The sequence below is a fragment of the Buttiauxella sp. genome (genome assembly GCF_049686335.1).
GTDB lineage: Bacteria > Pseudomonadota > Gammaproteobacteria > Enterobacterales > Enterobacteriaceae > Buttiauxella.
Window position 1 is genome coordinate 47864 of the sequence record NZ_JBAVHX010000039.1, and the last position, 13168, is coordinate 61031.

12 protein-coding genes are annotated in these 13168 nt (G+C 50.3%); 9 read left to right on the forward strand and 3 right to left on the reverse strand.

What is annotated here, in order from left to right:
- Window positions 1–121: 121 nt before the first annotated feature.
- The 3 genes from tyrB (at window position 122) to WBL83_RS22145 (ending at window position 2861) form a co-directional block, all read left to right on the forward strand.
- Window positions 122–1315, forward strand: coding sequence for an aromatic amino acid transaminase (tyrB, locus tag WBL83_RS22135; protein ID WP_424591131.1), 1194 nt, complete (start codon window positions 122–124; stop codon window positions 1313–1315).
- Between the two features lie 234 nt (window positions 1316–1549).
- The gene (gene aphA, locus WBL83_RS22140) at window positions 1550–2263 is read left to right on the forward strand and encodes an acid phosphatase AphA (protein ID WP_424591132.1); all 714 of its coding nucleotides are present in this window, start codon (window positions 1550–1552) and stop codon (window positions 2261–2263) included.
- A 244-nt stretch (window positions 2264–2507) separates the two neighbouring features.
- Entirely contained in the window at window positions 2508–2861 is a 354-nt protein-coding gene (locus WBL83_RS22145) for an MmcQ/YjbR family DNA-binding protein (protein WP_424591133.1), read from the forward strand.
- On the opposite strand, the gene uvrA is transcribed toward WBL83_RS22145, so the two are convergent.
- The gene (gene uvrA, locus WBL83_RS22150; RefSeq protein ID WP_424591134.1) at window positions 2862–5687 is read right to left on the reverse strand and encodes an excinuclease ABC subunit UvrA; all 2826 of its coding nucleotides are present in this window, start codon (window positions 5685–5687) and stop codon (window positions 2862–2864) included.
- A 228-nt stretch (window positions 5688–5915) separates the two neighbouring features.
- On the opposite strand from uvrA, the gene ssb1 reads away from it, so the two are divergent.
- The 3 genes from ssb1 (at window position 5916) to WBL83_RS22165 (ending at window position 8612) form a co-directional block, all read left to right on the forward strand.
- Entirely contained in the window at window positions 5916–6452 is a 537-nt protein-coding gene (gene ssb1, locus WBL83_RS22155) for a single-stranded DNA-binding protein SSB1 (RefSeq protein WP_424591135.1), read from the forward strand.
- 189 nt (window positions 6453–6641) lie between these two features.
- Window positions 6642–7820: a M20 aminoacylase family protein gene (locus tag WBL83_RS22160; RefSeq protein WP_424591136.1), complete on the forward strand. Its 1179-nt coding sequence runs from the start codon at window positions 6642–6644 to the stop codon at window positions 7818–7820.
- Between the two features lie 15 nt (window positions 7821–7835).
- A complete protein-coding gene (locus tag WBL83_RS22165) occupies window positions 7836–8612 on the forward strand; it encodes an ABC transporter substrate-binding protein (RefSeq protein ID WP_424591137.1) in 777 nt (258 codons plus the stop codon).
- A 95-nt stretch (window positions 8613–8707) separates the two neighbouring features.
- Here the strand turns inward: WBL83_RS22165 and WBL83_RS22170 are convergent, their stop codons facing one another.
- On the reverse strand, window positions 8708–8989 hold the full coding sequence (locus WBL83_RS22170) for a YjcB family protein (protein ID WP_424591138.1): 282 nt from the start codon (window positions 8987–8989) through the stop codon (window positions 8708–8710).
- A gap of 237 nt (window positions 8990–9226) precedes the next feature.
- Entirely contained in the window at window positions 9227–9550 is a 324-nt protein-coding gene (soxS, locus tag WBL83_RS22175) for a superoxide response transcriptional regulator SoxS (RefSeq protein WP_183272413.1), read from the reverse strand.
- Between the two features lie 85 nt (window positions 9551–9635).
- On the opposite strand from soxS, the gene soxR reads away from it, so the two are divergent.
- From soxR to WBL83_RS22190, 3 genes are all read left to right on the forward strand, one after another.
- Entirely contained in the window at window positions 9636–10091 is a 456-nt protein-coding gene (gene soxR, locus WBL83_RS22180) for a redox-sensitive transcriptional activator SoxR (RefSeq protein ID WP_424591139.1), read from the forward strand.
- A 308-nt stretch (window positions 10092–10399) separates the two neighbouring features.
- On the forward strand, window positions 10400–11065 hold the full coding sequence (locus WBL83_RS22185) for a glutathione S-transferase family protein (RefSeq protein ID WP_424591140.1): 666 nt from the start codon (window positions 10400–10402) through the stop codon (window positions 11063–11065).
- A gap of 581 nt (window positions 11066–11646) precedes the next feature.
- Complete coding sequence (locus WBL83_RS22190; RefSeq protein WP_424591141.1) at window positions 11647–12996, forward strand: NCS2 family permease; 1350 nt, start codon at window positions 11647–11649, stop codon at window positions 12994–12996.
- Window positions 12997–13168: the final 172 nt, after the last annotated feature.

A 13168-nucleotide genomic window follows, 5' to 3' on the forward strand; every position in this document is an offset into this window, starting at 1 on the left:
TGGGGTGGATGATGCTCACGCTTATCCACCCTGCAAATTCCCGCGATAAACCTCTCGATCTCTGCCCAACTTCCGGTTTACATTGGATGTCCGCCACACTGTAAACCAGGAGAACCTCACCGTGTTTCAAAAAGTTGACGCCTATGCTGGCGACCCCATCCTTTCCCTTATGGAGCGTTTCAAAGTTGATCCGCGCAGTGACAAGGTCAATCTCAGCATCGGTCTCTATTACAACGAAGATGGGGTGATCCCGCAGCTACAGGCGGTTGCTCAAGCGGAAGAACGTTTGAATTCTCAACCCCATGGCGCATCCCTTTATCTGCCGATGGAAGGTCTGAACAGCTATCGCAGCACGATTGCACCGCTGCTATTTGGTGCAAATCATCCGGCGTTATTGGCAGGGCGTATCGCGACAATTCAAACACTTGGCGGCTCTGGCGCGTTAAAAGTGGGTGCGGATTTCCTGAAAACTTATTTCCCAAATTCGCAGGTTTGGGTCAGCGATCCGACCTGGGAAAACCATGTCGCCATCTTTGGTGGTGCGGGTTTTGAAGTGAATACCTACCCGTGGTTTGATAGTGAAACCAACGGCGTGCGCTTCGAAGCATTACTGGAAACGCTGAATACGCTGCCTGCACAAAGTATCGTGCTGCTGCATCCGTGCTGCCATAACCCGACAGGCTCTGATCTGACTGATGCACAGTGGGATGCGGTGGTCGAAATCCTGAAAGCCCGCGACCTGATTCCGTTCCTCGACATTGCCTACCAGGGCTTTGGCGCGGGTATGGAAGAAGATGCCTACGCGATTCGCGCGGTTGCCAGCGCAGGGCTGCCGGCGTTAGTCAGCAACTCGTTCTCGAAGATTTTCTCAATGTATGGCGAACGTGTCGGCGGATTGTCGGTTGTCTGTGAAGATGCCGACGCGGCGGGCCGTGTGTTGGGCCAACTCAAAGCCACTGTGCGTCGCAACTACTCCAGCCCGCCAAACTTTGGTGCACAGGTTGTTGCTGCGGTTCTGAACGACGAACAGCTCAAAACCAACTGGCTGGCAGAAGTGGAAACCATGCGTCGCCGTATCCTCGATATGCGCCAGGCATTAGTGTCTGTTTTGAAAGCCGAAATGCCAGAGCGTAACTTTGACTACCTGCTGAAACAGCGCGGGATGTTCAGTTACACCGGCTTGAGTGCGGAGCAGGTTGATCGTCTGCGTGACGAATTTGGTGTCTACCTGATTGCCAGCGGTCGTATGTGTGTCGCCGGGCTAAACAGCAATAACGTACAGCGCGTGGCGCAGGCGTTTGCTGCAGTAATGTAAGTACTCACTTACATTATTTAATCCCTCACCCAGCAAAGGGTTTGGTTTACTCCTTCTCCCTCAGGGAGAAGGCTGGGATGAGGGTGTTCTGCACAAATCCCAATCTGTGATCATCGCCTTTTTCTATGATAAATCTGAAAAAAAACCTTTCTCTGGCGCTTACGCATCGGTATGGTCGAATTGAATTTTGACCATTCATTCTATTTTCTAACGATAAAAACAAAAGGGAAAACGATGCGTAAAATTACTCTGGCACTTAGTGTCGCGTGTTTGTTATTAGGATTGAATCAGTCTGTTATTGCTAAGGAATCTGCACCCGCGCCATTGAATCCAGGCGTCACCGTTGCGCAGCTGGCGCAGCAAGTGCCGATTCACTGGGTTTCTGTGGCACAAATTGAAAATAGCCTGTTGGGCCGTGCACCGATGGCCGTGGGTTTCGACATTGACGATACGGTACTTTTCTCAAGCCCTGGCTTCTATCGCGGGCAAAAAGAGTTTTCACCAGGTAAACAGGATTACCTGAAAAATGCCGCGTTCTGGGAAAAAATGAATAATGGCTGGGATGACTTCAGCATGCCGAAAGAGGTGGCGAAAAATCTCATCGCCATGCACCTCAAACGCGGTGACAGCATTTATTTTGTCACGGGTCGTAGCCCTACCAAAACAGAAACCGTAACCAAAACGCTGCAAAATGATTTCCAGATCCCACAAGCTCAGGTGAATCCAGTTATTTTTGCCGGTGACCAGCCGGGGCAAAACACCAAAACCCAATGGCTGAAAGATAAGAAAATCAAAGTGTTCTACGGCGATTCTGACGGTGATATTACTGCGGCACAGGATGTCGGCGCACGAGGTATCCGCTTGTTACGTGCTTCAAACTCAAGCTATCAGCCGCTTCCAAAAGCCGGGGCGTTTGGTGAGGAAGTGATTGTTAACTCTGAATATTAATCAATTATCCCTTCTAAACTCGGCGGTGCGCGAAAGCTCATCGCCGTTTTTTTCATCAAAAATACCCTATCGGGTTTTACCTTTTGGTGAGTTGCTCGCACACTTAGAGTTTGTAGGGTGGATAAGCGCCAGCGTCATCCACCATCGACGACTGTTGTGTCGGGTGACGCTACACTTACCCGACCTACAAAAGAAAAACTGTCCAACACATCGATTTCACGCGAGTCCATCAAGGGGAATAAAGATGACCAATTCGGAGCTATTGCAGTACTGCATGAACAAACCCGGAGCGGAACAAACTGTTCATAGCGACTGGAAGGCCACACAAATCAAAGTAGCGGATGTGATGTATGCGATGGTGCATGACGTGGAGCAACGGCCCGCGGTTTCGTTAAAGGCAAGCCCGGCACTGGCTGACCTGTTACGGGAACAACACAGCGATGTTTATCCGAGCGCGCATCTGAACAAAGCACACTGGAGCACGGTTTATCTGGATGGGTCACTGCCTGATTCGCAGATTTACTATCTGGTGGATGCCTCGTATCAACAGGCATTATCGCTGCTGCCAGATCAGACCCGGCAGCAGCTTTCTAGCTAATTACTTGAGTAGTGGTTTGAGGAAGCGAGCGGTATGCGACGCTTCGCACTCAGCGACCGTTTCTGGCGTACCGGAAACGAGGATCTCGCCGCCGCCGCTACCGCCTTCTGGGCCAAGGTCGACAATCCAGTCTGCGGTTTTAATTACATCCAGATTGTGCTCGATAACCACGATGGTATTGCCCTGGTCGCGCAACTGGTGCAGAACTTCCAACAGCTGCTGGATATCGGCAAAGTGCAGGCCAGTCGTTGGCTCATCAAGGATATACAACGTCTGGCCGGTACCACGCTTAGAAAGCTCACGCGCCAGTTTCACACGCTGTGCTTCACCACCTGACAAGGTCGTCGCAGACTGCCCAAGACGAATGTAAGACAGGCCCACGTCGATTAACGTTTGCAGCTTACGCGCCAGCGCAGGAACGGCATCAAAGAACTCACGCGCATCTTCAATCGTCATATCCAGCACTTCGTGGATGCTCTTGCCTTTGTACTTAATTTCCAGCGTTTCGCGGTTGTAACGCTTGCCACGGCACTGATCGCACGGAACATAAATATCCGGCAAGAAGTGCATCTCGACTTTGATAACGCCGTCGCCCTGGCACGCTTCGCAGCGCCCGCCACGCACGTTAAAGCTGAAACGACCTGGTGTATAACCGCGCGCACGGGATTCCGGCACTCCGGCAAACAGTTCACGCACTGGCGTAAACACGCCGGTATAAGTCGCAGGGTTTGAGCGTGGCGTACGTCCAATCGGGCTTTGGTCGATATCAATAACTTTATCGAAATGCTCCAGGCCGTGAACGTCGCGATACGGCGCAGGTTCCGCAATCGTCGCGCCGTTCAACTGGCGTTGGGCAATAGGGAATAAGGTATCGTTAATCAGCGTGGATTTACCTGAGCCCGAAACCCCGGTCACGCAGGTGAACAAGCCTACTGGCAGCGTCAGGGTCACGTCTTTCAGGTTGTTACCCTTCGCGCCAACCAGCTTCAGCACTTTCTCAGGATCGGCTGGAACACGTTTTTTCGGTACGGAGATTTCACGCTTACCGCTGAGGAACTGCCCGGTGAGCGACTCCGGCACGTCCATAATGTCCTGCATGGTGCCTTCAGCGACGACCTGGCCGCCGTGAACACCGGCACCTGGGCCGATATCGATAATATGGTCTGCGGCGCGAATAGCATCTTCGTCGTGCTCGACCACAATCACGGTATTCCCCAGATCGCGCAGGTGAATCAGGGTTTCCAGCAGACGTTCGTTATCGCGCTGATGCAGACCGATTGACGGTTCATCCAGCACATACATCACGCCAACCAGACCCGCACCAATCTGGCTCGCCAGACGGATACGTTGCGCTTCACCACCGGAAAGGGTCTCGGCGGAACGTGAAAGTGACAGGTAATTCAGACCGACATTCACCAGGAATTTCAGACGATCGCCAATCTCTTTCAGCACTTTCTCAGCGATTTGCGCACGCTGGCCGCTGAGCTTCATGTTCTGGAAGAACTCCATCGCATGGCCAATGCTCATGTCTGAGATGGTCGGCAACGGAGTATTTTCGACATACACATGGCGAGCTTCACGACGCAGACGCGTCCCTTCGCAGCTTGAGCATGAACGGTTGCTGATAAATTTCGCCAGCTCTTCGCGCACTGCGGAAGATTCGGTCTCTTTATAGCGGCGTTCCATATTATGCAAAACGCCTTCAAACGGATGGCGGCGCACGGACGTATCACCACGATCGTTTATGTATTTGAATTCAATGCTCTCTTTACCGGAACCGTTAAGCACCACGTTTTTCACGCTGGCGCTCAGTTCATTCCACGGCGTTTCGACATCGAATTTATAATGCTCCGCAAGCGAACGCATCATCGTGAAGTAATAGAAATTACGGCGATCCCAGCCGCGAATTGCACCGCCAGCCAGCGAAAGCTCACCGTTTTGCACCACACGCTCTGGGTCGAAATACTGCTGCACGCCAAGCCCATCACAGGTTGGACAAGCACCGGCCGGGTTGTTGAACGAGAACAGGCGCGGTTCCAGTTCACGCATGCTGTAGCCGCAAATCGGGCAGGCAAAGTTCGCAGAGAACAGCAACTCTTCGGCTTTTTCGTCATCCATATCGGCGACAACCGCAGAACCACCGGATAAATCCAGCGCAGTCTCAAACGACTCAGCGAGGCGCTGGGCTAAATCTTCACGCACCTTGAAACGGTCAACCACCACTTCAATGGTATGTTTTTTCTGTAATTCAAGCTTAGGCGGATCGGAAAGATCGCACACTTCGCCGTCGATCCTTGCGCGGATATAACCCTGGCTTGCCAGGTTCTCCAGCGTTTTGGTGTGCTCGCCTTTTCTATCTTTAATGATCGGCGCGAGCAGCATCAGGCGCTTGCCTTCTGGCTGCGCTAAAACGTTATCGACCATCTGGCTGACAGTCTGTGCCGCCAACGTGACATCATGGTCCGGGCAGCGTGGCTCACCCACGCGGGCATACAGCAGGCGCAGGTAGTCGTGAATTTCAGTAATGGTGCCGACGGTTGAACGCGGGTTATGGGACGTGGATTTCTGCTCGATAGAAATCGCAGGCGACAAACCTTCAATGTGGTCGACATCCGGCTTTTCCATCAACGACAGGAACTGACGCGCATAGGCGGAGAGGGACTCGACGTAACGACGCTGCCCCTCGGCGTATAAGGTGTCGAAAGCCAGTGAGGATTTGCCAGAACCCGAAAGCCCAGTCACGACAATCAGCTTGTCGCGTGGAATCACGAGGTTAATATTTTTTAGATTGTGGGTGCGGGCGCCCCGAACTTCGATCTTATCCATTCACCTTTCCCGGTTTAAACGCTTTTTGCCAGGCCGCACAGGAGGCCGCCGACGATCACAAACGGCTAATTATGACACAATAAAACCTGAATGGATATCCAGTGCTTTAATGCAATAATGTATACCTTGCCGACATTCTGGAATGCATGCCGCAGCTATAAAGATTAGGGGTGGCGTGGTAGAATCGAGGGTTTACACTATTCATAAAACGTTTCAGGAGACACGATCATGGCCAGCAGAGGCGTAAACAAGGTGATTCTCGTCGGGAATCTGGGTCAAGACCCGGAAGTACGCTACATGCCAAATGGTGGCGCAGTTGCCAACATTACTCTGGCCACGTCAGAGTCCTGGCGCGATAAGCAAACCGGCGAAACCAAAGAAAAGACTGAATGGCACCGTGTAGTGCTGTTCGGCAAACTGGCAGAAGTCGCGGGTGAATACCTGCGTAAAGGCTCCCAGGTTTATATCGAAGGTGCATTGCAGACGCGTAAATGGACTGACCAGGCTGGCGTTGAAAAATACACTACCGAAGTCGTGGTTAACGTTGGCGGCACCATGCAAATGTTGGGTGGCCGTGCAGCAGGCGGTGCTCCAGCAGGTGGCGGTAACCCAGGTCAGCAGCAAGGTGGTTGGGGTCAGCCTCAGCAACCGCAGCAGGGTGGCAACCAGTTCAGCGGCGGCGCGCAAGCTCGTCCGCAGCAGAGCGCACCAGCGCCATCTAACAATGAACCACCAATGGACTTTGACGACGATATTCCATTCTGATAACTGGAATAAAACGTGATTTAAAAACCTCGCATAGGCGGGGTTTTTTTTCAGCTAAATTAACGACATGAAAATCACATAAGTAATCTGAATGCATGCCATCTCACTATAAGTAATCCAACTTGCATTAAAACGTTATCCAGCTAAGTTGTTTTGTGCAAACACAATATAACTCCACCGGAGAACAGCATGACGGATTTCGTTATTCCAGAAATAAAAGCATCTGAAGCTGAGATGATAGCAATACGGCATTATCTCCATGCTAATCCAGAATTAAGTCTGGAGGAGTTTAAAACCAGCGACTTAGTGGCGCAGCAACTTGAAACCTGGGGCTACCAGGTCACGCGGGGTATTGGCACCACGGGGGTTGTCGGGACGTTGAAAAAAGGCGACTCCACGAAATCTATCGGCCTGCGTGCTGACATGGATGCGCTGCCCATCTTTGAAGAAACCAATTTACCGTGGGCGAGTACTGTGCCTGGGAAAATGCATGCCTGCGGCCATGATGGCCACACCACCATTCTATTAGCGGCAGCAAAATATATTGCCTCACCAGCCTGTGAATTTAACGGCACTGTGCACCTTATTTTCCAGCCAGCCGAAGAAGCGATCGGCGGTGCGGACTTAATGATTAAAGATGGGCTGTTCGACCGTTTCCCATGTGACCGCGTATTTGCGTTGCATAACATGCCCGGTTTACCGACAGGCAAACTAGGGTTTTATTCCGGCAATTTTATGGCCTCGGCGGATACAGTAAAAATCACCATTAAAGGTTACGGCGGCCATGGCGCTTACCCGCAACGTACTGTTGATCCCATCGTGACGGGCGCGGCGTTAATCACCGCGCTGCAAACTATTGTTTCGCGCAATGTGACGCCCGGTGAAACGGCCATTGTGACCGTCGGGACTTTCCAGTCCGGTATCGCCTCGAACGTTATTCCGGATAGTGCGGTAATGGAATTAACCGTGCGTGCCATGAAACCAGAAATCCGCGATCTATTAATTAAAAGAATTGAAGAATTAGCTGATCTGACGACGAAGAGCTTTGGCGCGAGTTGTGATGTGGAAGTTTATGATTCTTATCCGGTGCTGATTAACGATGATGAACAAACTGCCTTTGCCCGCGAGCTGGCTGTCGAATGCTTTGGTAAAGATGCCGTGCTCGATAAAGTGCTCCCTTCAACGGGTAGTGAAGATTTTGCCTTTATGCTGCAAGAAAGACCGGGCAGTTATTTCTTATTAGGCAATGGAGAAAAGGGCGATAAAGGCGGCTGTATGGTGCATAACCCGGGGTATGATTTTAATGATGATATTATTTCAACCGGCGCATCATTCTTTTCTCGTTTAGTGCAAACCTATTGTCGTTAATTCACTGGAGCTACTATGAAGAAATATATTCTACCGTTGATGGCTCTGCTGGCGACAAGTTCGGCCCTGGCAAATAATATTAAAGAAATCCGTTTTGGCGTTGACCCAACATTTGCTCCCTTTGAATCGAAAGATGCGACTGGGAAAGTTGTTGGGTTTGATATTGATTTGGGGAATGCTATTTGCGCGAAACTTCAGGCCAAATGTGTTTGGGTTGAAAATAACTTCGATGCGATTATTCCTGCACTGCAGGCGAGAAAGTTTGACGCTATTCTTTCCGGTATGTATATGACCGAGAAACGCAAACAGCAAATTGCCTTTACGGACAAAATTTATAACGGTCCGGTATTCCTTGTCGCCCATAAAAACACGCCAATAAAAGCAGATGTTGAGCAACTGAAGGGCAAAACCATCGGTGTGGAACAAGGTTCAGCCCAGGAAACCTTCGCCAACAAAAACTGGCGTAGTGCGGGTGTGAATGTTGTCGCTTATCAGGGCGCGGATATGGTGGTACGAGATTTAGAATCCGGGCGCATAGACGGCGCGGTGCTTTCTGGCGTCATGGCTGAATACAGTTTCCTTAAAAAACCGCAGGGCAAGGATTTTGCTTTTGTCGGTGGCGCATTGCAGGATCCTGAATTATTCGATGCGGGTGCCGCGATTGGCTTGCGTAAAGATGACACGGAGTTGCGCGAAGCACTGAATGGCGCGATTAGCCAGATCCTCGCCGATGGAACCTACAAAAAACTGGCGGCAAAATACTTTAGTTTTGATATCTACTCAGGAACCTGACCGTTTCCATCAAAAGCTGTAGATTCACAAAAACAAAAAAGGCCTCGAAAGAGGCCTTTTACATTTTCAAAACAGACTCGTTTAACTCAGACCCATCAGGTCATCACCATCGGCCATTCTGGCGGGGTATGGCTTGAGATCTCAATCATGATGTCTTTAAACGATGCCCAGATGACCGGGAAATCCGTCCACTCCAGCCCTAGCAAACCCGTCGCAAACCATAAAGCAGAAGCTATCCCCAGCATACTGCTGACGATGGCAAAAAACGTGTAATCGGATTTGCGAAACTGGATATTCAACGTGCTAGCTACAAACATCAACACCGCACTGACTAATGGCCAGCGCATTAATAGAACGCTGGTAGTGATTGCCGCCATGGAAATTGTTCCTTTATCACATAACTCATTACGCTCAACGGTTATGCGCGACACAAGGCGCAGCAATTACAGCACAGAGACCGTCTGGAAATGAGTGGGTACAGAAAATGTAAGAAGATTCCTGTTACACAGGATGTGTGAACTATATCACATTTGTTCTTTTAATCACCACTTTTGCAGTGCATTTTCTGTTCCGTTTTATTCATGTACTAAAGGACAAATTTCTGGCAAAGCGCGTCAGGCGTGATGGCGATAGTCAGTTGGGGTGCGGTCAAACTCACGGCGAAAAACACGTGAAAAGGTCTGCTGGGAGACATAACCGTAGTCCATCGCAATATCAAAAATCGGGCGTCGAGTGTTGCGTAACTCTTTTGCCGCCATTAATAAACGACGCTGACGAATGTATTCGCCCAGGGTCTGGCGCTTCACTGTACGGAACATCCGTTGCAGATACCATTTTGAATAACCAGATTTTTTTGCCACAACATCAATGTTCAGCGGTTGATCAATGTGATCGTCAATCCATTCAGTCAAAGTTTGAATAATATCCTGATGTGCCATACGCCATCCTCAAGCCCGATTTCAATTAGCAGGTTCTGTTGGCTGCGAGTATAATTCCTCAAGTTAACTTGAGGTAAAGACCATTTTGGAAAAGAAATCACCCCGATTTAAATCTTTGCTCAGCCCAGGTGAAGTGGCGAAGCGCAGCGGCGTGGCAGTTTCAGCGTTGCACTTTTATGAAAGCAAAGGGCTCATCAAAAGCGTACGTAATAGCGGAAACCAACGGCGCTACACGCGTGATGTGCTGCGAAACGTGGCCATTATTAAAATTGCGCAGCGCATTGGTATTCCTCTGGCGACGATTGGTGAAGAATTTGGTGTGCTGCCTGACGGGCATAAAATTAATAAAAACGACTGGAAGAAGATGTCGTCGCAATGGCGCGAAGAACTCGATCGACGCATCGATACGCTCACGGCTTTACGTGATGAGTTGAATGGCTGTATTGGTTGCGGCTGTCTGTCCGGTGCGGATTGTCCATTACGAAATCCTGGCGACAAACTCGGCGAACAGGGGACGGGCGCGCGTCTTCTGGAAGATTAGAAATGGCAGTTAAATGTCATTATGTGACAGATGTGACAGCAAAACTAAAGCGCCCAACTTCGGCGCTTTAGTTTGTTCCCGGTCTTTGTCTTTCGATCTATCCCGCTTTTCGCAAGGAGGGTTTCCCCCGACATCAGCGTCCCTCAATCACACTTTCTCAGGAGGTTCCGGATTGCGCTGACAACTTAAGTGTAGATCCCCTCTGGCAAGTTTCAAGGTTATTTGAGTATTTTTTATACAGCACTAATACTCCACATTTTGCGCTTTTACCTATAGTTAACTCATCTTGCTAAACAGAAGGTTAACTCATGCTTATCGTTCATCATCTCAATAACTCTCGCTCGCAACGTATCTTATGGATGCTTGAGGAGCTGCAGGTGCCCTACCAGATTGTTCGCTATCAGCGCGAATCCACCATGCTGGCGCCAGAGTCGTTAAAAGCTGTGCACCCATTAGGGAAGTCACCGGTGGTGGAAGATAACGGCAATATCCTCGCGGAGTCCGGGGCAATCATTGAATATCTGCAAGAAACCTACGATCTCGAGAGCCGCTTCAAACCGATTTCCAGCGAAGATAAATTGCGTTATCGCTTTTGGCTGCATTACGCCGAAGGATCGTTAATGCCACTATTAATGATGAAACTGGTGTTTGGTAGCCTGGGTAAAGAGCCAGTGCCGTGGTTGCTGCGTCCGGTGGGTAATTTGTTGGGGCAAGGCGTGCAAAAGGCGTATCTGAATAAACAGATTCTGACGCATGCGCGTTATCTCGAAGATTCACTGCAAAAAAATCCGTGGTTTGCAGGCCAGGCATTCAGTGCCGCGGATATTCAAATGAGTTTCCCGGTCGTTGCGTTACTGTCTCGCGGTGGCATCAACGATTTACCTAATCTGCAAAACTGGTTTAATACCATACAACTACGTCCGGCCTGGCAGCGAGCGATAGAACAGGGTGGGCCATTCGAGATCCCAGGATAATATCCGTCATCCTTCAATTTGCCTCTTTGTTGGCTACGTTCACGCGCCCGACAAATCTGCCGGGAGCAGATTTGAACGCTGTTAACAGCGCCCCGAAGGGGTGAGGCCCATGGATGGGCCGAATAATCACTTAATTATGTAAGCTCATCGGGACTTGTTCTCTTGCTGCCGCGATGCAAATCGAATTATTCAGGATATTGAGTTCATATCTATTCAAAACTCCTATGAGTCAGGAAAATTCATTACCGGTATCTTGCAGGATTGTTGCTAAATTGCGCATCGACGATAACGTTTGCGCATGAGGTGGCGATAATTTCGCCGGCTAACGCTTTTTTCAGCAAAAAGCGGCAAAGTTCGGTTGAAAATCCATGTAAGAAGGCCGGATAATCGTTTGCCTTAATTTTTACACCCAGTTTGTATACGCGGAGTTAAACGTTTGCTTTTTTGTGACGCCCCATTTTTGTCATAAATGCAGCACAGGGATTAATTCGAAGTATTTAAGAATTTAAACGTTTAATCAGCAGTGGATTGTCCACCACGTATACCAACGTAATCATAAAAATCTCAGGGGATTTTTCACTATGTCTAATCATTCTCCGCGTGCAACCGGCGGTATTGATGCCTGGTTCAAAATATCTGCACGTGGTAGTACCGTTCGTCAGGAAGTTGTGGCGGGTTTAACCACTTTCCTCGCGATGGTGTACTCCGTGATCGTCGTTCCGGGCATGCTCGGTAAAGCAGGATTCCCTCCTGCGGCGGTCTTTGTGGCAACTTGCCTGGTAGCCGGTGTCGGCTCTCTTGTGATGGGCCTTTGGGCAAACCTGCCGCTGGCAATTGGTTGCGCCATTTCACTGACTGCTTTTACCGCATTCAGCCTGGTATTGGGCCAACACATCAGCGTACCTGTTGCGCTGGGCGCCGTCTTCCTGATGGGTGTGCTGTTCACCATCATCTCCGCAACCGGCATTCGAAGCTGGATTTTGCGTAACTTACCGATGGGCGTTGCGCATGGCACCGGCATCGGTATCGGCCTGTTCCTGCTGCTGATTGCCGCAAACGGCGTCGGTCTGGTTATCAAAAACCCACTGGACGGTCTGCCAGTCGCTCTTGGCCATTTCGCAAGCTTCCCGGTCATCATGTCTTTGATTGGCCTGGCGGTGATCATTGGTCTGGAAAAACTGAAAGTCCCGGGCGGCATTCTGCTGACCATTATCGGCATCTCAATTTTCGGCCTGATCTTCGACCCAGCGGTACATTTCTCTGGCATCTTCGCTATGCCTTCACTGAAAGATGAAGCGGGTAATTCGCTGATTGGTAGCCTGGATATCATGGGCGCACTGAATCCAGTGGTGTTGCCAAGCGTTCTGGCGCTGGTCATGACGGCGGTATTCGATGCAACGGGCACCATCCGTGCGGTTGCAGGCCAGGCAAATCTGCTGGATAAAGACGGTCAAATCATTGATGGCGGCAAAGCGCTGACCACCGACTCCCTGAGCTCTGTGTTCTCAGGCCTGGTGGGTGCGGCTCCAGCAGCGGTCTATATCGAATCTGCGGCAGGTACTGCGGCGGGCGGTAAAACCGGCCTGACAGCTATCACCGTTGGTGTTCTGTTCCTGCTGATTCTGTTCCTTTCTCCGCTCTCTTATCTGGTTCCTGCTTACGCAACCGCTCCGGCGTTGATGTATGTTGGTCTGTTGATGTTGAGCAACGTTGCAAAAATCGACTTCGCTGATTTCGTTGATGCCATGGCTGGCCTGATTACTGCGGTATTCATCGTGCTGACCTGTAACATCGTTACCGGCATCATGATTGGTTTCGCTTCGCTGGTGATTGGCCGCATCGTGTCAGGTGAATGGCGTAAGCTGAATATCGGCACCGTGGTGATTGCTATCGCTTTGGTCGCGTTCTACGCCGGCGGCTGGGCCATCTAAGTTATCGTTATGTCGGATGACGCTTACGCTTATCCGACCTACGTAATGCAGCATTTGTAGGGTGGATAAGCGTAAGCGTCATCCACCAGTAATTCGGGTGGGAAGTTCAAACTTTCCCACCCTTCAAACCCCTCCAACAACAACCTCAACTCACTTCCTGTTTCCTTACTGT